Genomic DNA, 21,864 nt, shown 5'->3' with positions numbered 1-21,864 from the left:
AATGGTAATTTTAGTAATTTTACTAATATGTTCTATACCTATAACGATCGTCGGAAAAAGGGCGTCCGACGTTTTCCCCGTACGCTATTTGCTATGCTGTTAATCCTGCTGATACCTACGGTGTTGCATGCCCAGCGCGTTAACAGATCAAATTACGAACTTCTCTGGCGCATTGATGGTCCTGGTATGACTTCCCCCTCCTATTTGTTTGGCACTATGCATCTGACGGACGAAAGGGTGTTTGAATTCAGTGATTCTGTATTGGTTGCACTACGTAGTGCCTCCTCTTTTGCTATGGAAGTGGATATGGATTCAATGATGGCGTATATGCTGGCGCCGGGAGGTCCCTTGCTGGATACTGTCAATTATATGCGTCTCCTGTTCACTGCAAATGAGTACAGGTATGTAGACAGCCTGGTTACAGAGAAAACAGGCGCGCCGATAGCGCAACTATATGTAAAGCGTTTATGGTTCCTGGAACAGTTGCTCTTCGATGAGGAAGAGGCACTTAAAAAGAGTGCAGGCCCTGATTCGAAACCGGAAAGCATATTCCTGGACGGATGGCTGCACCAGAAAGCGACACTCCTCAACAAACCAATATATAGCCTGGAAAAGATTGAGAATCAGTTGCCCCTTATGAGTGCCAACGTATCGGAAGTGCAGAAAGAAATATTCCTGCAAAATCTTGGCTATCATAGTTCCGGCAATAGTGATGCAAAGGAAAAAACTGATCGCTTCAATGCACGGGTATCTTTCCTGGATTCACTTGTTAACCTGTATTATAGTGCTGATCTGCAAAAGATATCAAATCTTGTCAACCTCTCCGAAGAGCTTGACGACATCCCTGATCTGGTGTCACGTAACAGGGAAATGGCAGCTAATCTCTCAGCGTTAATCAGCAAGGGCAGTGTTTTCGCCGCTGTCGGTGTGGCTCATTTACCCGGTGAAAAGGGCATACTATCGTTACTTCGTGCAAAAGGATACATCACTACGCCGGTAAAAGCTACGTTCACCGGAGCAGCGCGGAAAGAGCGCCAGCGGCTTGACAGTATTAACGGCTTTACCTTAAACAGGATCGCTGATGGTTACAGCGTTGCATTTCCCGGCAATCCGATTGCTTATCCGATTCCCAACATAAACCGGAAAATGTATATCGGCGCCAATAACATACAGGCAGGATTTGCTTTTTGCGTGGATATTACCCAGCTGGGTATTGACGACCGGGAGCTGGTGAATACTATGATTGCCAACATGGCGCAGCAGGGTAATGCAGAGATAAAGAAATCCTATCCCATCACCTATCGCAATGTAACCGGTACAGAAGCCGTAATGTCGCAAAAAGGCATGCCGCTCTACATGCGCCTGTTTATACGTAACAACAGGGCTTTTATATTTATGCACAGCTCGCAGGACACAGACAGCAGTTCCAGAAGTGAGTTTTTCAAATCTGTCCGCTTTTATGATATTACACGCCCGGCCACGACATATGATACGCTACGTCGCCCGGATTTAGGCTTCACCGCCATTATCCCTTCGGATGCCAATCACGTACAATCGGGCAACAGGGAACAGGTAGCTCCGGTGGAAGCATACACGGGGCTGGATGACGCGAATAACATCTCTTACATAGTGCGGATCGACAAAATGCAAAGTGATCATTACAGAGTTAACGACAAAAAACTGCTGCAAACTATACAGACACTTTTGCTAGGGGAAGACAGCACTTTACAGTTGATCGATTCGACCGTAACCGAACGGGAAGGATTACCATTATACAAGCTGATCTACCAGCGTTCAAACGGCGTTATTTCCCGGCTTCACTTTATTCCACGGGGTAACCTTGCATACAGCCTTTTATGTAACTATTACGGCAATCAAACAGATAGCAGTTACAGGCTACGTTTCTTTGATGGTTTTCACAGACTGCCATTACTGGCGAAGGCTCCCACAGTGGCATTTACACCGGCAGACAGCAGTTTTACAATAACTGGTCCGGGGCTGTTTACCGGAGGGATCGTTGATGATTACCGTGAGTCATCCCGTTTGAATATCTATTCCTATTCAGCGATGGATAGCACTTCTTATTCCATGTATATGGCGGAAGTAAGAAAGTATTCACATTACTTCCACAATGAACCTGATAGCCTTCTGAAAACCTTTATACATCCTGTTGATACCAACTTTATCATCACCAGCCAAAGGCAGTCTATCCTGGAAGGTCTTCCGGTATATGAAACAGAGATGAAAGGACGTAATACAGGTCTGCGATGGCACCGGAAAGCGATCGTAGCTGGTCATACTATTTATCGACTGACTGCAGTTGTGCCTGAAGAATTGGCGGCGAATGGATATGCACAGCAGTTCCTGGCAGCCTTTCATCCCGGTAGTAAAGGAAAAGCAGATACATTCAAATTAGCACAAAAGAAGTTGCCTATGCTGTTAAGAGATCTGCAAAGCAGTGATACGGCGATATTCAACAAGGCTAATAAATATCTTTTCGGGTCCGGTATGGATGTAGATAGTACTGATAAAGCGCTTATTCTAAGTGCGCTGACCAGACCGTTTCCTGCGGACACAGGAAGTGACAATGCAAAACTGCAGTTACTGTTATCACTGAAGAACATGAGTGATGATAACGTTATCAATACAGCGGAAATGCTTTTTGCAGGTACAACAGATGTAAAACAGCGTAGAAGCATTCTGCGGTTGCTAACAGGCCTTTCTTCAGATTCTGCCATTCGGTCCTTCCTGCGCCTGGCGCCTGAAATACCGGAAAATAATGAGAGTGGCAGCAATATTTTTTCTTATTCATTCAGAGAAGACAGCCTGTACAAACAATACATGCCAGCGATGGTTGCTACTGCCGCACGATCAAAGAGTTTCCTGGAGGCTTTCGCCTCCTACACCAGTGGTGATTCATTATGGTTATCTCCACAGTTCGAACAGTATGAGCTCAGGCGATTGTTACCAGGCATAACACAGCTATTTGAACAACAGATAAAAAGATGGCAGGAAAGGAAAGTAGACGAAGATGACGACTGGGTGCTGGAGAGCCAGTTACTTGGTACAGGCGAGATACTTACAATACCATCTGCACCTGCGCTGACAGCGGCAAGCTTCAGACAATTACTGACTGATACTGTTATATCAGTACGCGCCTTAGGTGCACGTGGATTAATGAGCCGCGGCATCCGGGTTGATGATAAAATACTCAACAGCATTCTTGCTGATCAATCGGAGGCATACTCATTCATCAAGACAGCAAAAGACAATAACCTGTTAACACATATTCGTCACCTGCTTACACAGGATCTTCTCGGAAGTAGCTATGTAGCTTATTACATGAGCGACGACTATGAAGTTACTGCAATCGAACCGGTTACCCGCATAAAGGTACAGGAGGGTAAACAAGCGGCCGAATGGATCATATTGTACCGTTATAAAACCGATGAAAGTGAAGACTGGCAATATATACTGAATGGTCCCCATCCGCCTGACCGTTCGAAACTTAATTTTCAACCAGTGCTGGTCCATTGGATCGAAGAAGAAGTTGCAAAGGATAAGAAGCAGCTCTCAGCCAAGGCAACAGAAGTCTACAAAGAATACCTGGAAGATAGTGCGGAAGAGAAAGCCTACTAAAGTTTCGAAAAGTTAAACCTCATTTAAGCGGCCTGCCTCCGGTATTTTTCTCCGGGCCCGGGCCGCTTCTTTTTTTTGCGATATCCAGGAAGTTGCTCCTCGTTTTTGTGCGTTGCCACACAATTCTGTGCCCGGCCGATTGTCTTTTGTATGTAATATCAGACAATTCATATAAAAAAAGTTTTCCTGATTTACAACTCTTTAAGCCTAACTAATACTAAGTTGACGGTATTCACGTTATTATTATAAGTATTTTAATAATATTTTATATAAATTAGATATAAGAAAAACCATTATTATTATGCAGGACTACGAATTTATGTCCACCGAAGAGATATTTCTTCTTCAGGATGCGTTAAAAAAGAACACAAAGCAGATTTACAAATTCATAGGAATTGGCCTGCTCTTAGTGGTAATCGCCGCCTTTGTACCTCAATTTTTCCTCAGTAAACGTCTTAGTGAAGAAGAGATCAATCAGTCCTTATTTTCCTATAAGAACGCATGGTTCTGGGTTTGGCTGATGTCTTTTGTACTGGTGCTGGTCTTCGCACTGATCAAGGTAACGGATGTACGTTACTACACGATCAAAAAGGATCTTACCAAATTACAGAAAGGACAGATACAGGTGCCATTGGAAATGATCTACCAGGGCAACAATGATATGCAGACGAGCTTCATTGTGCAGCAGGAAGGTGTAAAGAAAAGAAACAGACTGTTTTACTGGATGCGTGGCAGGTTAGATGACTTCAAAGCTGGTCAGCAGGTAGAGATCGTATACGGGCGTTATTCCCGCGTGATCCTCGCCATCACCAAGCTCTAAATTCATCATTAACCAACCATATCTGCTGGTAGCAACTAATCAACCTTTATTTATAACAGGGCCAATCTTCTATGAGGTTGGCCTTCTTTTTTTTACCTTTATCCTATTCAGTTCTGCTTCACATAATACTGTTATGAATATTGAACAATTCAGAGAATATTGTTTGTCACTACCAGGCGTTACCGAGGAGTTTCCCTTTGGTGAAGAGATCCTTGTATACAAGGTAAAAGGCAAGATGTTTACACTCACGCATGTTGATAGTTTTGAGACATTCAACCTGAAGTGCGACCCTGAAATAGCCATTGAACTGCGGGAGCGGTACGATGGTGTAACACCGGGTTATCATATGAACAAAAAACATTGGAATACGATAGACGTACATGCCAATATTCCAAACCGTTTACTCTATGAGTGGATCAAAGATTCCTATGACCTCGTAGTAAAATCATTGCCCAAAAAAGACAGGGAAAGCCTGTTGTCTTAACAATACTGACAAACTGTTCAGACCTAAAACAAAATCATTAAATCGCTTATGAGAAAGTTACTAATGCTGGTAATAACAGCGCTCATCTTTCATACTTCCTGTGTGAAGGGTATCAATCAGGACTCTTTATGGATGCGTGAAAACTACACAAAAAAAGAGGTGTACATCCCCATGCGTGATGGAGTGAAATTGTTCACCACCATCTATATGCCAAAAGACAAATCAGAGAAACATCCTATTCTTATGTCCCGCACGCCCTATTCCTGTGCGCCATATGGAGAAGATAAATTCCTGCCGCTCTGGGGCAGTCACTATAATACCTATCTGCATGAAGGCTATATTTTCGTTATGCAGGATGTGAGAGGGCGCTGGATGAGCGAGGGTACATTCGTGGATGTACGTCCTTATAATCCTGCTAAAAAGACCAAACAGGACATTGATGAATCCAGCGATACCTACGATACGATCGACTGGCTGGTGAAGAACCTGGAGAACAACAATGGCAATGTGGGTGTATTGGGTATCTCCTACCCTGGATTTTATTCTACCATGGCAGCATTGAGCGGTCACCCTGCATTAAAAGCGGTAAGTCCTCAGGCGCCGGTAACCGACTGGTTTGCCGGAGATGATTTCCACCATAATGGCGCTTTCTTTATCATGGATGCCTTTGCTTTTTATACCAGCTTTGGTAAACCGAGGCCTAAACCTACGACTGTAGGTCCTACCAGTTTCGAATACCACAATACAGACAACTACGACTTCTACCTGCACACAGGCGCTGTAAAGAACTTTACCCGCTTAATGGGCGACAGCATCGCTTTCTGGAAAGATCTCATGTCACATCCGAACCAGGATAACTGGTGGAAAGCCCGTAGCGTAAGACAATACCTTACAAACGTACAACCAGCTATGCTGGAGGTGGGTGGTTTGTTCGATGCAGAAGACTGCTTCGGTGCATGGAACACCTACAAAGCGATCGAAAAGCAAAGCGGCAAAACCAACAACCGTATTGTAATGGGCCCCTGGTATCATGGACAGTGGGCCAGAACAAAGGGTGGCTCCTCCCAGGGTAATATTCAATTTGGCAGCCCTACCTCTCAATGGTACCAGGAAAATATAGAATATCCTTTCTTCAACTATTACCTGAAAGGGAAAGGATCTGCAGACAGCATTGCGGAAGCCACTATCTTCTTTACAGGAGAAAACCAATGGCGTAAGTTAGCACAATGGCCACTGGCGAATATCCAGCAAAAGTCTCTGTACCTGCAGGCCAATGGTAAACTGGATTTCAGCAAACCTCTCTCTACCGGCAGCTTTACAGCATATGTAAGCGATCCTGCCAAACCAGTGCCATATACAGAAGATGTCCACTTTGAACGCACTATCAACTACATGACAGACGACCAGCGCTTTGCTGCCAGACGTCCGGATGTAGCCGTATTCGAAACACCCACGCTGACAGAAGACCTTACTGTGGCCGGTCCGCTATTAGCGAAACTGGTAGTAAGCGTCAGCAGCACTGACGCGGATTTCGTTGTAAAACTGATCGATGTGTTTCCAAACGACTTTAAATATGAGCAGGATGCGCCCAGCGAACACCGCAGGGTTCCTACTGCTACCTATCCGATGGGAGGCTACCAGATGCTGGTACGTGGCGAGATCATGAGGGGCAAATACCGTAACAGCTACGAAAAGCCAGAGGCCTTCAAGCCTAATACACCTACTGATGTGAATTTCAGCCTGCCGGACATAGCCCATACCTTCAAAAAAGGACATAAGATCATGGTACAGATACAAAGCAGCTGGTTCCCGCTGGTGGACAGGAATCCACAGGTATTTACAGATATTTATACCTGCGACGACAAAGATTTCCGGAAGGCAGACATCCGCATTTACCATGATGCACAGCACGCTTCTCATATAGAGTTGCCAGTAATCAAATAGTTGCTAACTTGCAGGCTATCCCCGGCGGTGTTCTGCAAGGGTATTTTGTACAGTTCAATAAACCATTATATGATCAGAAAAGCCCTATTACTTGGAGTTTTGGGCGTGGCTACCCTTCCTGGTTACGCACAAAAGAAGAAAAAATCCAAAAAAGGAGAGGAAGTTCCGGTTGCTGTAGCGCCGGCACCGCTATTACAAACCAAACTGGATACCGTTAGCTATGCTATTGGCCTGGAATTTGGCAATATGTTGAAAATGCAGGGCCTTGACAGCATAAAAACTGATATACTGGCTAAGGCGCTTAAAGAAGCCGTTAGTGGCAGCACACCATTGATAACAAAAGAACAAGGTAATATGAGTGTTAGTGATTATTTACAACAGATAAAAGCCGAGAAAATGCAAAAGAATAAGGCTGCCGGCGAACAATTCCTGGCGGAGAATAAAACCAAACCAGGCGTGGTAACACTGCCAAGCGGTTTACAGTATCAGATCATCACTGAAGGTACCGGTCCAAAACCAACCATCAATGACAAGGTAAAAACCCACTACCACGGTACTTTAATAGACGGTACTGTATTCGATAGCTCCGTAGAGAGAGGTCAGCCGATCTCCTTCCCTGTTAGCGGCGTTATCAAGGGCTGGACAGAAGCATTGCAGCTGATGCCGGTAGGTTCCAAATGGAAGCTGTTCATTCCTTCTGAACTGGCTTACGGCGACCGTCAGGCAGGCCCGAAAATCGGTCCTAACAGCGCGCTGGTGTTTGAAGTGGAACTGATTGCGATCGAGAAGTAATTCCTCAGAAGAGATAAAGAAAAAGGCGAATGAGATGCTCATTCGCCTTTTTTATTGATGTTGTTTGGATTTTTTGATATCGGTTGTCACCCCATATTTCGTCCCAGGGGTTGCACCCGTATTTTGGCCGCCGGGGTTATCACCCCGCATTTCGTTCCCGGGGTTGCACCCCATATTTCGTCCCCGGGGTTATCACCCCGGGCTACAAACACTAAGACTCCTGACGGAGTCTATTGACGCGGAGATTACCGTATTACTTGAATACCCTGCCGCTTCGCTGTTCCAGCAGCATAAAATCTGCCAGCGCCATAGCTGCTACGGCTTCCAGGACTACAGGAACTCTCAGTGCAATGCACAGGTCGTGACGTCCTTTTACGCTGAAGTTTTCCACTTCACCACTTTTTATGTTCAGTGTGTGTTGTTCTTTAGGAGTGCTGGAAGTAGGCTTTACGGCTACCCGGAATACCAGGGGATTGCCATTGGTAATACCACCTACTACCCCACCAGCATTGTTAGTAGCTGTCTTGCCACTTGCATCCAGGATGGCGTCATTGTGCTCTATTCCTTTCATACGGGCAGCGGCAAAACCAGCACCGAATTCAATCCCCTTGATGGCTGGAATGGAGAATACGGCGTGTGCAATGGTCGATTCCACAGAATCAAAGAAAGGCTCTCCGAGACCGATTGGCAGGCCTTCTACCACACATTCCACGATACCTCCAACAGAGTCTTTAGCGGCGATCGCTGCTTCCAGTCCCTTTTCTGCATCAGGCAGGCCGCCTACTTCAATCAGCGTTGCCTTTACAGAGATGCCAGAACCCAAGATCTTTTTAGCGATCACACCGGCAGCCACGAGGTTCAGGGTCAGACGACCACTGAAGTGACCACCACCGCGATAGTCTTCAAAGCCACCGTACTTATGGGTAGCTACGAAGTCCGCGTGACCGGGACGGGGAAACTCACGGAGCTTCTCGTAATCGGTACTGCGGGTATTGTTGTTCTCAAATAATATCGTAATAGGAGCACCGGTGGTACGGTCGTTAAACACACCGGATTTAATGTAAGGCAGATCTTCTTCCTTACGGGGTGTGGTACCTTTCGCACCTGCCTTACGCCTTTCCAGGTCGGGCAGGAAGTCTTCCTGGGTAAGCGGAATACCGGCAGGAATACCGTCTATATTCACGCCTACACTGGCGCCGTGCGATTCTCCAAAAACGTTCACCCGGAATAATCTACCAAAGCTGTTCATGCTGTTTGAATATTTTTTTCAGCCTGACCTAATGAATTCATTAGTCAGCGCTGCTTCTGTTAATGCGTCAGGCTTGCGGATCCCTGCTTTTTTACTATACCACCGATCTTTTCCAAATGCTCATAGAACTCAGGGTATGATTTGTTAATGGCTTCTGCATCTTCAATCACCACCGGTGCATCTGCTGTCAGTGCAGCTACTGCACAAGCCATGGCTATACGATGGTCATTGTGAGATTTAACAACGGCTCCTTTAATGCCTGTACCACCGTGTACCAGCATTTCATCACCATGCAGCTCAATGGCAATACCCATCTTGCCAAATTCTTCCTGTAGTGTTTTGCCACGGTCACTTTCCTTGTGCGCCAGCCTGTTCACACCAATAATCTTCGTGGTGCCTTCACAATTAGCGGCCAGGGCTACCAGCGGAGGAAACAGGTCAGGACAGTCGGTTGCATCAAAGTCAAATGCCTGCAATTTATTCTTGTGTACAATCACGGTGAAGACACCAGGCAGCAGTCCGGCGCCCGCTTTTTCAAGGGCTTCCAGGATGGCTTTATCTGACTGTGCAGATTGTGTATTCAAATGGTGTACTTCTGCTTTACCTGCTACAGCTGCAGCTACCAGCAGAAATGCAGCACCACTCCAGTCTCCTTCCACAGTATATTCACCAGCTTTATAGGACTGGCGTTTACCAAAGTGGAATTTTTCAAACTGTTCTTCTTTTACCTGTACGCCGAACTGTTCCATCAGTTGCAAAGTGAGTGCGATGTAAGGTTTACTTTTCAAATCTTTTACGGTGATGGTTACATCTTCTGCTACTGCACCGTATGCCATCAGCAAACCGGTGAGGAACTGGGAGCTCAATGATCCATCTATGGTAATGTTCTTTGCTTTCAGCGGCCCTTGTATATTCAAAGGCAGTTTCCCTTCGCGGGTTGTGATTTTTACATCCAGCTGAGGTAATACCTGCTCGAAGAAATCCATCGGGCGGGTAGTGAGACTACCGTGTCCGTTGATAACGATAGCCTGGTCTGACAGGGAAGCTATGGGTGTGAACATGCGGATACCAAGACCGGATTCCCCGCAATTGATCTCTTTATTTTCAGCAGGAGGAAATACTCCTTTGCTTGTAATTTCAATATGGTCCTCATTACGTTTGATAACGGCGCCCAGTTTCGCTGCTACATCAAGTGCAGCCAGGCAGTCATTACTCAAGCCAGGATTACGGATAATACTGGTACCATTGCTCAGCAGTGCTGCTGCAACAGCGCGTTGCATCGCACTTTTGGAAGGATTGGCGGTCACTGTACCACTGATAGCGCCGGGTGATATTGTTACTTGCATAAATTAGTTAGTTTATAGTTCATCCAGCATCTGCTTCAGTGCTGTGATAGGAACAGGCTGCGTGGTAGCCCTGCCTATTTCTTCTAGCAGCACAAAGTGAATCGCATCTTTCTCCCGCTTCTTGTCCAGCTTGAAGATATTGAACACTTCTTCCTTGTTGGAGGTCAGCGTAACCGGCAACTGGTAATCGTTAATGAGGCGGATCAGCCTGTTGGTCTGTTCCACAGGCAATCCTTTAAGCTTTTCTGAGATCTTGGAGGCTGCTACCATACCTATAGCAACAGCTTTACCATGCGCGATGTTTTCAATCTTTTCCACTGCATGCCCGAGTGTGTGGCCAAAGTTAAGCCAGCGGCGGGAACCAGTTTCAAATTCATCTTCTAATACTACTTTGGTTTTCAGTTCCACAGAACGTTCTACCAGGTATTCCAGTACGGCTACATCGCGCTGCATGGCTTTATCCCGGTTCTCTTCCAGGTAGGTGAACAGGCTGGCATCCAGAATGCACGCATACTTGATGATCTCCGCGAAGCCGTTATGCCATTCCTCTGCCGGCATTGTCAGTGGCAGCGAATAATCGAACAGAATGAACTCCGGCTGACGGATAGTTCCCAGCATGTTCTTATGTTTACCATGGTTGATACCGTTCTTGCCACCAATAGACGCATCCACCTGTGCCAGCAAAGTAGTAGGAACAAAACCAACCGGCATACCCCGCATGTAAATGCTGGCTGCATACCCTGTAAGGTCAGTGGTCATACCACCGCCAATGCCTATCAGCATGGTTTTACGGTCTGCTTCCAGTTCGATCAGACCATTGATGATCTGCTCAAGGACTTCACCGCTTTTGTTCTCTTCTCCATCGGGGATGACCAGCTTTCTCCAGCCTGGCAATTTATGCCCATGGTGTTTATCCACATTCTCATCCACCACCAGTACGGTCCTGGATGGATCAGCATAATTGCCCAGCTGTGACAGGCTTTCTCCCAGATAATATTTCGTATTACTATGCTGGAACTGGTAAGATAACGTTCTCATATTTTGTATTAAGTCTATTTGTCTTCGTTCATCACTCTGTTCTGCCTGTTGATGGATTCCAGGTGCACTGCATCAAAGTATTTCAGGATGAAATCTTTTGTCAGGCCCAGTTTCTCACCTTTAGCAATACCGCGCTGCAGAATTTCGTTCCAGCGGTTGGTCTGCAGGATGGTTACATTGTTCTCTTTTTTGTAGATACCGATCTTCTCAGCGATCTTCATACGGTTGCCCAGCAACAGCATGATCTCATCATCGATCTGGTTGATCTGACCACGAAGTTTATCCAATGCAGAGTTGAATTCTTTCTTATCAGTGCGCTCATGACGCCAGGTGATACCTTCCAAAATTTCTGCCAGTCTTTCAGGAGTAACCTGCTGTTTAGCATCGCTCCATGCTTTATCAGGATCGATGTGTGATTCCAGCATCAGACCATCGTAATCCAGGTCAACTGCTTCCTGTGCAACTTCCTGCAGGATATCGCGACGACCGCTGATATGGCTGGGATCGCAGATCATAGGCAGTTCAGGCATACGGCGCTTCATTTCGATAGGCAGGTGCCACATCGGCGCGTTACGGTATTCAGTATTGCCGTAGCTGGAGAATCCACGGTGGATCAGACCTACTTTGGTGATGCCGGAGTTACGTACACGCTCTACAGCACCGATCCACAATTCGAGATCAGGATTGATCGGGTTCTTGATCAGTACAGTTGTATCCACACCTTTCAGCGCATCAGCAACTTCCTGTACGGAGAATGGGTTCACAGTAGTACGCGCTCCGATCCAGAGGATATCCACACCATGCTGCAGGGCTTCTTCCACCTGTTTAGCGGTAGCTACTTCTACTGCCAGCGGAAGACCAGTCAGTTCTTTCGCTTTCTGTAACCATGGTAAACCGGTAACACCGATACCTTCAAAGGATCCCGGACGGGTACGTGGCTTCCAGATACCAGCACGCAGTACGTCTACTTTACCGGTTTTAGCCAGTCTCAGGGCTGTGTCCAATACCTGCTCTTCGGTTTCTGCGCTGCAGGGACCGGAAATGATCAACGGTTTCTTATCAGAAGCCGGATCGGAGAATTTTGTTTTTGCGAGAATCTGTTCCATCATTTGATGCTTTTCAGACCATAGACGATAGTCGTCCATAATCCAGTGATTGTTTGTTTTCTTGTTCTTGTCCGACTATCGGCTAGTGAGCCATTTTCAGTTTCCTGGCAAATGAGTCACTATACGCAACCGGCCTATTTTAATATTTTCCTGATCTTATTTGATTTCTGGATCAGTTTATAGAATGTTTCGTAGTCTTCTTTCTCCAGCAACTGCTTCATCTGCTGTAACTGGTGGATATGTTCATCCAGTACATCCAGTACGTTATGGCGGTTATGCTTGAAGATCGGCACCCACATATCAGGTGAGCTTTTCGCCAGCCTTACGGTAGATTCAAAACCACCGCTTGCCAGTTCAAATATGCGGCCCTGTTCCTTTTCTTTCTCCAGTACTGTCAGCGCCAGGGCAAAAGACGTGATATGCGAGATGTGGGATACGTAGGCTGTATGCAGGTCGTGCTCTTCCGCATTCATATATACGAGGCGCATCTGCAGTTTGTCTACCATATTTTCAATGATCTCCAGGGCATCTTCCGCACTGTTCTTCACATCGCATAATACCATAGTTTTTTGCGTGAAGAGATTCTTTATGGCGGCTTCAGGCCCGGAGTACTCCGTGCCGGCCATCGGGTGAGCCGCTACAAAGCGCCCCCTGTTGGGATGACCGGCAACGAGTTGTAATATCTGTTGCTTTGTAGAACCTACGTCCATGATCACATGTTCAGGTCCAGCGTTATCCAATACTGCGGGCAGGATCTGTAACAGCGCATCCACCGGGATAGCCAGTATAATGAGCTGTGAGCGTTGCATTGCATCCTGCAGGGTAGCTCCTTCGTCAATGATCTTCAGTTCCTGTGCTTTCTTCAGGTTGTCGGGGTTCTGGTCCACACCTATTATCCAGTTGGCCACGCCTTTTTCTTTAAGGCTGATGGCCAGCGATCCACCTATTAATCCTGTTCCTACTATAGTTGCGATCATGACTGTTATTGCTTAAATTTTGTTTTGATCCTATCCAGCACTTCTTCAAATACTTTTTCATCCTTACATAGACTTACCCTGATATACCCGTTGCCATTGCTGCCGAAGATGCCACCCGGAGTGATGAAGACCTGTGCTTGCTGCAGGATCTCGTCTGTCAGCGAGAAGCCGTCTTTTGCAGTAGCCGGGATCTTCGCCCATACGAACAATCCTACCTGGTTCTTATCGAAGGTACAGTTGAGCAGTTCCAGCAACTCAAATACTTTCTTACGGCGGCCTTCATAGATACCGTTCAGTTCCGCATACCATTCAGGACCGAGTTCCAGTGCTTTTACAGCAGCCATCTGAAGGGGCTGGAACATACCAGAGTCCATATTGCTCTTGAAGCGCAGCACTTCATTGATCCATTCCTGCTTACCTACCAGCATTCCCACACGCCAGCCGGCCATATTGGAAGATTTGCTGAGAGAGTTCAGTTCCAGTACCACTTCCCTGGCGCCGGGCGTCTGTAACAGGCTTTGCGGCTGTTTGTTCAGAATGAAGCTATATGGATTATCGTGACAAATTAAGATATTATGTTGTTGTGCAAAAGCTACCAGTTTACAGGCAAACTCCTCATTGAAGCGGGCGCCGGTTGGCATATGCGGATAATTCACCCACATCAGCTTCACTTTACTCAGGTCGCGTTTGGCCAATGCATCCAGATCGGGCAGCCATCCGTTCTTTTCCTCAAGGTCATAATCCACAACGGTAGCGCCACTCAGGTTTACAGCAGAACGGTAGGTAGGATAACCCGGATTTGGCACCAGGGCTTCATCTCCTTCCTGCAGGTAGGTCATGCAGATGTGCATGATACCTTCTTTGGAACCTATCAGCGGCAGCACTTCCTTTTCAGGATCCAGGACAACGCCATAGAAACGCTGGTACCAGTCGGCCATTGCCTTACGGAGTGCCGGAATACCTTTATAGCCCTGGTAAGCATGGGTATCAGGCCGCTGAGCATATTCATGCAGCGTGGCAGTTACGGAAGGGTGCGGAGGCAGATCCGGACTACCAATGCCAAGATTGATCACTTTGGCACCTGCCTTGTTCATTTCATCTATTTCCCTGAGCTTTTTGGAGAAGTAGTACTCTTCCGTTTGCTGCAGCCTTTTTGCTACCTGTAAGTTCATAATACGTTGTTTTCCGCGTCCTGATGTATGTTGTGATTAATGTGTGTTTCCTTTTTTATAAATGCCCAATACCTTGATGTCCTCGGTGAGCGGTTCAATCTTGCTGATGCTCTTTTCAAAGTGGCTCAGGTTCTCAAATTCGAAGTCCGCATGGAAGTAATAGTTCCACTCTTTGGCAGGCATCGGGAACGACTGGATCTTACTCAGGTTGATCCCTGCCTGTGCTACCTGTGTCAGCACCTTAGCCAGGCTTCCGCGATCGTGTGAGGTCTGGAAGTAAACAGATGCTTTATTGGCATCCGGCGTAGGTGTTACTCCGTTAGGAGAAATCACCAGGAAGCGGGTATAGTTATTTTTGATGGTATGGATATTCGGTGCGATGATCTCCAGACCATATATGTCTGCCGCCAGTTTACCGGCAATCGCTGCGGTGCTCTTCAGCTTCTTCTGTGCTACATGTTTTGCGCTGAGGGCTGTATCCTCTGTCTCTACCAGTTTCATATGGGGGTTTTTCTCGAGGAACTCTGTACACTGAAGTAATGCCATATGGTGTGAATGCACTTCGCGTATGTCTTCCAGTGTTTGTCCGGGTAGCACCATCAGGTGTTGTTTAATATGAAGGTATACTTCACCGATCACATGCAGCCCTGAATTCTTTAGCAGCGTATAGTTTGGAAGAATGCTTCCGGCAATGGAATTTTCAATAGCCATTACCCCGGCATCTGCATCTTTCTGTTTAACTACCTTTTTAACAAGTTCCGGAAAGGATGCGCAGCATTCGATCTCTATACCTTTACCATAGTATCCTTCTGCTGCTATCTGATGAAAACATCCTTCAAAACCCTGGATTGCGACACGCATTTTTTAATGTTTGTTTTTTTGATTTGTAGTTGCTACAGCAACTACCGTATAAAATGAAAAAGGGCCCCGGTGGAGCCGGGACCCTTTTTATTTGCAATTATGTTGGAGTGCAGTTATTACAAAAGAGTCCCGGCCTTTACGACGTAAAAGAAATAAAAGAAAAAGTAAAAGAAATAAAGGCTGAAACGCTGTAACATAAAGCTAATATTATCAAAATTAAGAAGGCCTCCCGTCTGGGAGGCCCTTTGCTAGTTTCTTTATATTTAAGTACTACAAACGACCCCCCTATTCCTGGTACCAGAAAAAGTAGAAACCATAAAAGTAACCAAAGGTTGTTTGCTGTATCATATTTTGCTTGATTGCCTGACAAAAATACATCAGGATTTGAATTTTCCAAGCACTCTTGTCAATAATTACAATCTATCTAATTTAATAGCCAATTTCTGATATTTTTTTCAGTATCCTATCAAAACAGGCAGGCTTAACAAAAAAAAACCGCCCCGTTTAGAACGGAGCGGTCATATAAAAGCCTTTATTTGCTTACCAACGTAATTATTTTTTGGTAGAGTCAACAGCAGCTTTAGCTGAGTCAACAACAGCAGCAGCTGAATCAACGGTAGCAGCAGCTGAATCAACAGTTGCAGCAGCTGAATCGATAGTCTGAGAAGCAGCAGTTGTATCTTCTGCCGGAGTTGAAGAACCACCACCGCAAGAAGCTGCGAATACACCAAGAGCTAATGCTAAGAAACCAATTTTCAGAGCGTTTTTCATTTTGACTTATGTTTTAGGTTTTGAAATATTATCTATCCTTTATACCGGGTTTGAAAAAAGGTAACCCAGATTTTTAAAAAAATTTTTTCTGACCTGTTTTACCCCCTTTTGGGGTTTCCGGCAGGATATTTTCATATATAGAGGCCTAACCATATATGAAATCAGCTCATTCCTGCATCTATAGGGAAATAGACGCCGGGACCGATTTGGGATTTGGATTTTTTTTCTGCTACTTTGGGTTACCAAAGCCATTTAATAGTATTAATAAGTGAAGCATAATCAGAACATAGAACGGGATCGGGAATTACTGCTGGGATTAACCAGGAATGACGACAGGGCGCTGGCAACCATCTATACGGAGAATTATCCTTCTATATTAAGAATGGTTTTACAGTACAATGGGTCTGAAGATGATGCTAAAGATCTTTTCCAGGAAGCCATGATCATCTTGTATGAGAAAGCGCAGAAAGGGGAATTTGATCTGTACAGCAAGCTGAAAACTTTCCTCTATGCGGTGTGCCGTCATTTGTGGTTAAAGAAATTGCAGACCGGCAACTGGCAACTGGCCCTTCCGGACGAACTGGAAGAAGTATTACCGGCAGAAGATGACAATACCATGGCGGAACATGAGGAGAAGGACCAGCAGTTCAGGGTAATGGAAAAGACCATGGGGAATATGGGAGAGCCTTGTAAAACGATCCTGGAGGACTATTATATCAGGAAACTGTCTATGCAGGACATTGCTGAGAAATTTGGATATACCAACTCAGAAAATGCCAAAAATCAGAAGTACAAGTGCCTGATGCGATTGAAGAAACTATTTTTTGAACAATATAAATCTTAGGACCTGACAGGTGTAAGACCTGACAGATCTGTAAAAGCGGTTACAGGCAATGAACGACTTTACATTAATACGTGATATAGAACGCTACCTGGAGGGCGAAATGAGCGAGCAGGAAAGAACTGCTTTCGAAGCGCTGCGCCAGTCCAACCCGGCAGTCAATGAGCAGGTGCTGCTGCACCAGCAGCTCATGCAGCAGCTGGAACAATACGGACAGCGGGTAGCATTCCAGGAAAAGATGGATAAGATCCACGCTTCCATGGCTATTGATGAAGTCCTACCTCCATCGCAGATCCCTGCTCAGAAGAAGGTTTTTACTATCAGCAGAAGACTGATCACCAATATGGCGGCAGCGGCTTGTATAGCCCTGGTCACCTCCCTGTCTACCATAGCGCTCATGCAGAATGCTACCAGACAGAATACAACCGCCCAGTATGAGGATGTAAGACGTGTACTGAATAACATTCAACGCTCCCAGAACGCCCTCATCAACGACATCAACAGTAAAAAGAAAGCACCCGCCAACCCCGGCACTTATGGTGGTACCGGATTTGCCATCTCCAACAATGGTTATGTGGTAACCAACTACCACGTAATAGCAGGTGCGGACTCCATTTATATCCAGAATACAAAAGGGGAAGCATTTAAAGCTGCCAGTGTATTTGAGGACATTTCCAGCGATCTGGCCATCCTCAAGATCACCGATAGTACTTTTAAAGGGCAGCCACTCCCCTACACCCTGAAGCCTCAATACGCGTCACGTGGTGAAGCAGTATTCACCCTGGGTTATCCACGGGATGAGATTGTTTACGGCGAAGGTTATATCAGTGCCCAGACCGGTTTTAATGGCGACAGCGCTGCCTATCAGGTGTCCATCCCGGTTAATCCCGGCAACAGTGGCGCCCCCCTTATGGATAGCAAAGGTGATGTGGTGGGTATTGTAACCGGCAAACAAACTACTTCCGATGGTATTGCTTTTGCAGTTAAATCAGCACACCTGAAACGCCTGCTGGAAGAAATGCCTAAAGATAAGCTGCCTAAAAAGGAATGGAACCATAAGAACAGGCTGGGAGGATTAACTCGTGTGGATCAGGTGAAGAAACTGGAAGAATTCGTCTATATGGTGAAAGTGTATAACTAAAAGATATTTTCTATTGGCCTCTGCATGCAATGCGGCCACTCTGGCAACAGGGTGGCCGCTGCTTTTATAGCTATTCTTGTCTTATTTCTTCTTCCAGGCCCGGTATTTATCCGTTATCCAATAGATCAGGTCTTCCTGCTGCATCACCCTCATTGTATTGTAATCAGGATAATTCTCCCTCATGAATAACATCAGCGAATCGCCTTTCAGACTGGTCACCTTACTGACGAACTGCGGTGTATACCGGGAGTCGATATATCTTTCCTCTTCAGCTTTGGCGAAGATCTTCTTAAACTCCCTTTTTTGCTTCTCAGACCGGGAATACCTTGTAAAAGGACTGAACACAATACCAGCTCCTACAGGAGTACTTCCTCCTGCCAGCGGCATATCCCGTTTATCGAGGATATAACCGAACTGCTGTCTTCGCGACAGGGAGTCAATCTGGTAAGGCGTGTATTGCGTACCAATTTCTACACTACGTAACTGCCTGGTCTCTACCGTAAGGGAAATATTCCTGGTTTCCGTTCCGCTAGACTGCGTTACCACCACGCTGTCAGATCTATACCCCAGAAATGAAAATACGACCACATCTTTGGGGTTGGCTGTTATCTTATAAAAACCACCTTTGTCAGAGTAAGTTCTGCGGCCTGTGCTTTTGTTGAGGATACTGGCATAAGGTAAAACCAACTTGTTCTCCTTGTCCATAATGGTTCCTGTCAGTGTTACCTGCGCCTGGGCTTTTACTATCCCCAACAAGCTGCAACAACAAAGCACCAATAGCCCTGTGATGATTCTTTTCATTATCTGATGGATTAATCTACGGTGAATATCCTAAAAAAATAACGAAAAAATCCTCCCGTTTATGAGAGGATTTGCATGATATTTAAATTAAGAGGCTCACCTGGATCCCCTGATGATCTGAAGGAGGATGGCTACAATTGCAAGTACGAGAAGAATATGGATCACTCCACCTGCAGAATATACAAAAAAGCCCAGCAACCAGCCGATAATGAGTATAACAGCAATAATATACAATAGACTTCCCATGTTACGCGGATTTTAAGAGTTTAATAACTTCATCTCGTGTTTTGCCTAACTTCTGCTGCAAGTTTCCTATTAAGCGGTCTTCCTGTCCTTCTTCATACAAAAGGTCATCATCTGTAAGGTCTGCATACTGTTGCTTGATCTTCCCCTTTATCTCATTCCATTTGCCCTTGATTTCTAAAGTATCCATAACATATCTTTTTTGGGTGAACAATACTGGTAAAGTTCCAAAGACTATGCCAAGGGATGCCAGAATGTTACCAGCTAACCGCCGAAATGGCGGTCCTGAAAGCCTTGCTTTCGCCGGCCGCAACGGATACCAGCCCTATTCCGTTATTGAAGGCGTTGGGCGCCCCGGTCAGATTTTCAATGGCAATACTGTTACGGTGTGGAGGGGTATAGATCTGCAGAACGGGATAAGTACTGTCGGGATAAAATGTAATAGCAATATGTTTTTTCGGGTCTCTTAAGGTACATGTCGACGCATGCTGATTAAAGTTCAATAGGAAAGAATTGTCCAGAGGGATGCCCTCCAGGGGGGAAGATTCCAGGAACCTGTCGTAGGGCAGTGTCTTACCTGTAGGTACCAGCTGCGCATTAAATTCCACTATTTGTTCCGACGCGAACTGCAGCTCCATGTCATCTATAGGCGTGCCTGTTGTAAAGTAGGGATGCCATCCGTCCATCACAGGTATGGATCCGGAGGAACGGTTGCTGATAGTAGTCGTCATCTGCAGATGTGAGTCTGGCTGCAGGCTATATTGCACTTCACAATCATAAGGAAACGGATATCCCTCGTCAGCACCGTCATACTGATAGCGCAATGTCACTGTTGCCGACTTTTCATCGGCATCCATGTTTTCCACCGTAAATGCCACATCATAGAGTAATCCATGAATATAGCTACCCGGCGCAATGCCTTTCTGTATGTTATATTGCTTTCCCTCCCACTCATAAGTTCCACCGGGTATACGGCAGGCAAAAGGACTGAGTTTAGCGCTCTTGAAATACGTTGCCATATTAGTCCGGTAGTCTTCCAGGCTGGCGTAGTTGTCAATGATATTCAGCTGCGTTTCTTTATATGGAATGCGGAAAGCGTGCAACATCGCGCTATGCGCAGGAATGATCTCCACCTGCGTACCATTGTCGTCGTCTTTCAGTGCAACAATATCGAAACCGTCCTGGTGAAAGGTATGTGTGGAAAACATGGCAATCAGTTTATGGTCACACAAGGTACAGAAAAAAGAAAGCTGTCGCGCCTTACGGCGGACAGCTTCGTTATTTTCAATTCCACAAAGGAATCTATGATCAGATGTACTGGTTGATGATATTCTCCAGCCACTCCTGCTTGCCGCTGATCAGCTTAGGCTCGCCGTTACCAACAGCGAAGCTACGCAGGTCTTCCAGCGTCAGTTTACCATCTTCGAATTCCTTACCCTTACCACTGTCGAATGAAGCGTAACGGTCTTTACGGAATTGCTTATACGGAGATTGTTCCAGCACTTTCTCTGCAATGATAGCAGCACGGGCGAAGGAATCAATACCACCGATATGTGCATGGAAGATGTCTTCCAGGTCGGTTGAGTTACGGCGTGTCTTCGCATCGAAGTTCACACCACCACCGCTGAAACCACCCGCTTCCAGGATCACCAGCATGAACTCAACCATGTCGTTCAGGTTCATCGGGAACTGGTCAGTATCCCATCCATTCTGCGCATCACCACGGTTAGCGTCAATGCTACCCAGCATACCGGCATCTGCAGCTACCTGCAGTTCGTGCTGGAAGGTATGACCTGCCAGTGTAGCGTGGTTCACTTCCAGGTTCAGTTTAAAATCTTTATCCAGTCCGTAATGACGCAGGAAACCTATTACAGTTGCAGCATCATAATCGTACTGGTGTTTTGTAGGCTCACAAGGTTTAGGTTCAATGAAGAATGTACCTTTGAAGCCCTGTTTGCGTGCATAATCTTTAGCCATTGTCAGGAAGCGGGCCAGGTGCTCCTGTTCGCGCTTCATGTTGGTATTCAGCAGGGTCATATATCCTTCACGACCGCCCCAGAATACGTAGTTTTCACCACCCAGTGCAATAGTTGCATCCAGGGAATTCTTTACCTGTGTACCTGCATAAGCTACCACAGCAAAGTCAGGATTGGTAGAAGCCCCGTTCATGTAACGTGGATTGCTGAATACATTGGCAGTACCCCACAGCAGTTTCACACCGCTGGCTTTCTGTTTTTCCTTTGCATAATCCACAATCTTTTGCATACGACTTTCGTACTCACTGATGGTAGCACCTTCATCTACCAGGTCCACATCGTGGAAGCAGTAGTAAGGTACGCCCAGTTTGGTGATGAATTCGAAAGCTGCATCCATTTTGTCTTTTGCGCTCTGTACTGCATCAGTGGCAGTTAACCAGGGAAAAGCCTTGGTGCCCGGACCGAACGGATCTCCGCCGGTACCGCAGAAGGTGTGCCAATAGGACACCGCAAAACGGAACAGTTCTTTCATGGTCTTACCACCGATCTTTCTGTTCTCGTCATACCATTTGTAGGCAAACGGATTAGTTGACTGAGGACCTTCGTAGGCTATCTTCCCGATGCCTTTGAAGTACTCCTGATTCCCTAAAGTGATACTCATTT

General features: G+C 46.0%; 20 protein-coding genes. 7 read left to right on the top strand and 13 right to left on the bottom strand.

The window, feature by feature from the left end; all coding sequences use genetic code 11:
• Window positions 1-93 precede the first annotated feature (93 nt).
• From BLR32_RS12775 to BLR32_RS12755, 5 genes are all read left to right on the top strand, one after another.
• Complete coding sequence (locus BLR32_RS12775) at window positions 94-3,639, top strand: TraB/GumN family protein (RefSeq protein ID WP_176842259.1); 3,546 nt, start codon at window positions 94-96, stop codon at window positions 3,637-3,639.
• A gap of 301 nt (window positions 3,640-3,940) precedes the next feature.
• On the top strand, window positions 3,941-4,459 hold the full coding sequence (locus BLR32_RS12770) for a hypothetical protein (RefSeq protein ID WP_089832318.1): 519 nt from the start codon (window positions 3,941-3,943) through the stop codon (window positions 4,457-4,459).
• Window positions 4,460-4,592: 133 nt separating this feature from the next.
• Entirely contained in the window at window positions 4,593-4,943 is a 351-nt protein-coding gene (locus BLR32_RS12765) for an MmcQ/YjbR family DNA-binding protein (RefSeq protein WP_089832316.1), read from the top strand.
• Window positions 4,944-4,991: 48 nt separating this feature from the next.
• Entirely contained in the window at window positions 4,992-6,887 is a 1,896-nt protein-coding gene (locus BLR32_RS12760; protein ID WP_089832314.1) for a CocE/NonD family hydrolase, read from the top strand.
• Window positions 6,888-6,956: 69 nt separating this feature from the next.
• Complete coding sequence (locus BLR32_RS12755; RefSeq protein ID WP_089832312.1) at window positions 6,957-7,679, top strand: BamJ family beta-barrel-assembly machinery protein; 723 nt, start codon at window positions 6,957-6,959, stop codon at window positions 7,677-7,679.
• Between the two features lie 253 nt (window positions 7,680-7,932).
• On the opposite strand, the gene BLR32_RS12750 is transcribed toward BLR32_RS12755, so the two are convergent.
• The 8 genes from BLR32_RS12750 to BLR32_RS12715 form a co-directional block, all read right to left on the bottom strand.
• Window positions 7,933-8,928 (bottom strand): chorismate synthase, encoded by a 996-nt coding sequence (locus BLR32_RS12750; RefSeq protein ID WP_089832310.1) that lies wholly within the window; start codon window positions 8,926-8,928, stop codon window positions 7,933-7,935.
• A 59-nt stretch (window positions 8,929-8,987) separates the two neighbouring features.
• A complete protein-coding gene (gene aroA, locus BLR32_RS12745) occupies window positions 8,988-10,274 on the bottom strand; it encodes a 3-phosphoshikimate 1-carboxyvinyltransferase (RefSeq protein WP_089832308.1) in 1,287 nt (428 codons plus the stop codon).
• 12 nt (window positions 10,275-10,286) lie between these two features.
• The gene (gene aroB / locus BLR32_RS12740) at window positions 10,287-11,312 is read right to left on the bottom strand and encodes a 3-dehydroquinate synthase (protein WP_089832306.1); all 1,026 of its coding nucleotides are present in this window, start codon (window positions 11,310-11,312) and stop codon (window positions 10,287-10,289) included.
• Window positions 11,313-11,326: 14 nt separating this feature from the next.
• Window positions 11,327-12,457: a chorismate mutase gene (locus tag BLR32_RS12735; RefSeq protein WP_245705417.1), complete on the bottom strand. Its 1,131-nt coding sequence runs from the start codon at window positions 12,455-12,457 to the stop codon at window positions 11,327-11,329.
• A 95-nt stretch (window positions 12,458-12,552) separates the two neighbouring features.
• Window positions 12,553-13,395, bottom strand: coding sequence for a prephenate dehydrogenase (locus BLR32_RS12730; RefSeq protein ID WP_089832304.1), 843 nt, complete (start codon window positions 13,393-13,395; stop codon window positions 12,553-12,555).
• A 5-nt stretch (window positions 13,396-13,400) separates the two neighbouring features.
• Entirely contained in the window at window positions 13,401-14,567 is a 1,167-nt protein-coding gene (locus tag BLR32_RS12725) for a pyridoxal phosphate-dependent aminotransferase (protein WP_089832302.1), read from the bottom strand.
• 36 nt (window positions 14,568-14,603) lie between these two features.
• Window positions 14,604-15,428, bottom strand: a complete 825-nt coding sequence (locus BLR32_RS12720) for a prephenate dehydratase (protein WP_089832301.1) — start codon at window positions 15,426-15,428, stop codon at window positions 14,604-14,606.
• Window positions 15,429-15,980: 552 nt separating this feature from the next.
• Complete coding sequence (locus BLR32_RS12715; RefSeq protein ID WP_089832299.1) at window positions 15,981-16,199, bottom strand: hypothetical protein; 219 nt, start codon at window positions 16,197-16,199, stop codon at window positions 15,981-15,983.
• A gap of 268 nt (window positions 16,200-16,467) precedes the next feature.
• Here BLR32_RS12715 and BLR32_RS12710 point away from each other — a divergent pair, with 268 nt between their 5' ends.
• Together BLR32_RS12710 and BLR32_RS12705 are read left to right on the top strand one after the other, a co-directional pair.
• Window positions 16,468-17,043 carry an RNA polymerase sigma factor gene (locus BLR32_RS12710; RefSeq protein ID WP_089832297.1) on the top strand — a complete coding sequence of 192 codons (576 nt, stop codon included), beginning with the start codon at window positions 16,468-16,470 and terminating at the stop codon, window positions 17,041-17,043.
• Window positions 17,044-17,092: 49 nt separating this feature from the next.
• Window positions 17,093-18,181 carry a S1C family serine protease gene (locus tag BLR32_RS12705; protein ID WP_089832296.1) on the top strand — a complete coding sequence of 363 codons (1,089 nt, stop codon included), beginning with the start codon at window positions 17,093-17,095 and terminating at the stop codon, window positions 18,179-18,181.
• Window positions 18,182-18,262: 81 nt separating this feature from the next.
• Here the strand turns inward: BLR32_RS12705 and BLR32_RS12700 are convergent, their stop codons facing one another.
• The 5 genes from BLR32_RS12700 to xylA all read right to left on the bottom strand — a co-directional run bounded on the left by BLR32_RS12700 (window position 18,263) and on the right by xylA (window position 21,862).
• Window positions 18,263-18,982, bottom strand: a complete 720-nt coding sequence (locus tag BLR32_RS12700) for a carboxypeptidase-like regulatory domain-containing protein (RefSeq protein WP_089832295.1) — start codon at window positions 18,980-18,982, stop codon at window positions 18,263-18,265.
• Between the two features lie 96 nt (window positions 18,983-19,078).
• Window positions 19,079-19,228 carry a lmo0937 family membrane protein gene (locus tag BLR32_RS33775; RefSeq protein WP_143011457.1) on the bottom strand — a complete coding sequence of 50 codons (150 nt, stop codon included), beginning with the start codon at window positions 19,226-19,228 and terminating at the stop codon, window positions 19,079-19,081.
• A gap of 1 nt (window position 19,229) precedes the next feature.
• Window positions 19,230-19,415, bottom strand: a complete 186-nt coding sequence (locus tag BLR32_RS12695) for a CsbD family protein (RefSeq protein WP_089832293.1) — start codon at window positions 19,413-19,415, stop codon at window positions 19,230-19,232.
• A 67-nt stretch (window positions 19,416-19,482) separates the two neighbouring features.
• Window positions 19,483-20,433 carry an aldose 1-epimerase gene (locus BLR32_RS12690; protein WP_089832291.1) on the bottom strand — a complete coding sequence of 317 codons (951 nt, stop codon included), beginning with the start codon at window positions 20,431-20,433 and terminating at the stop codon, window positions 19,483-19,485.
• A gap of 100 nt (window positions 20,434-20,533) precedes the next feature.
• On the bottom strand, window positions 20,534-21,862 hold the full coding sequence (gene xylA / locus BLR32_RS12685; protein ID WP_089832289.1) for a xylose isomerase: 1,329 nt from the start codon (window positions 21,860-21,862) through the stop codon (window positions 20,534-20,536).
• Between the last annotated feature and the right edge of the window lie 2 nt (window positions 21,863-21,864).

Origin of the sequence: Chitinophaga filiformis (assembly GCF_900102545.1) — a bacterium.
In the GTDB taxonomy this organism is placed as follows: domain Bacteria; phylum Bacteroidota; class Bacteroidia; order Chitinophagales; family Chitinophagaceae; genus Chitinophaga; species Chitinophaga filiformis.
This window is presented reverse-complemented; position numbering and strand designations above follow the sequence as displayed.

Coding starts and splice junctions, on each gene's coding strand:
- BLR32_RS12775 (WP_176842259.1), top strand. CDS start 94: ATGCTGTTAATCCTGCTGATACCTACGGTGTTGCATGCCCAGCGCGTT.
- BLR32_RS12770 (WP_089832318.1), top strand. CDS start 3,941: ATGCAGGACTACGAATTTATGTCCACCGAAGAGATATTTCTTCTTCAG.
- BLR32_RS12765 (WP_089832316.1), top strand. CDS start 4,593: ATGAATATTGAACAATTCAGAGAATATTGTTTGTCACTACCAGGCGTT.
- BLR32_RS12760 (WP_089832314.1), top strand. CDS start 4,992: ATGAGAAAGTTACTAATGCTGGTAATAACAGCGCTCATCTTTCATACT.
- BLR32_RS12755 (WP_089832312.1), top strand. CDS start 6,957: ATGATCAGAAAAGCCCTATTACTTGGAGTTTTGGGCGTGGCTACCCTT.
- BLR32_RS12750 (WP_089832310.1), bottom strand. CDS start 8,928: ATGAACAGCTTTGGTAGATTATTCCGGGTGAACGTTTTTGGAGAATCG.
- aroA (WP_089832308.1), bottom strand. CDS start 10,274: ATGCAAGTAACAATATCACCCGGCGCTATCAGTGGTACAGTGACCGCC.
- aroB (WP_089832306.1), bottom strand. CDS start 11,312: ATGAGAACGTTATCTTACCAGTTCCAGCATAGTAATACGAAATATTAT.
- BLR32_RS12735 (WP_245705417.1), bottom strand. CDS start 12,457: ATGGACGACTATCGTCTATGGTCTGAAAAGCATCAAATGATGGAACAG.
- BLR32_RS12730 (WP_089832304.1), bottom strand. CDS start 13,395: ATGATCGCAACTATAGTAGGAACAGGATTAATAGGTGGATCGCTGGCC.
- BLR32_RS12725 (WP_089832302.1), bottom strand. CDS start 14,567: ATGAACTTACAGGTAGCAAAAAGGCTGCAGCAAACGGAAGAGTACTAC.
- BLR32_RS12720 (WP_089832301.1), bottom strand. CDS start 15,428: ATGCGTGTCGCAATCCAGGGTTTTGAAGGATGTTTTCATCAGATAGCA.
- BLR32_RS12715 (WP_089832299.1), bottom strand. CDS start 16,199: ATGAAAAACGCTCTGAAAATTGGTTTCTTAGCATTAGCTCTTGGTGTA.
- BLR32_RS12705 (WP_089832296.1), top strand. CDS start 17,093: ATGAACGACTTTACATTAATACGTGATATAGAACGCTACCTGGAGGGC.
- BLR32_RS12700 (WP_089832295.1), bottom strand. CDS start 18,982: ATGAAAAGAATCATCACAGGGCTATTGGTGCTTTGTTGTTGCAGCTTG.
- BLR32_RS33775 (WP_143011457.1), bottom strand. CDS start 19,228: ATGGGAAGTCTATTGTATATTATTGCTGTTATACTCATTATCGGCTGG.
- BLR32_RS12695 (WP_089832293.1), bottom strand. CDS start 19,415: ATGGATACTTTAGAAATCAAGGGCAAATGGAATGAGATAAAGGGGAAG.
- BLR32_RS12690 (WP_089832291.1), bottom strand. CDS start 20,433: ATGTTTTCCACACATACCTTTCACCAGGACGGTTTCGATATTGTTGCA.
- xylA (WP_089832289.1), bottom strand. CDS start 21,862: ATGAGTATCACTTTAGGGAATCAGGAGTACTTCAAAGGCATCGGGAAG.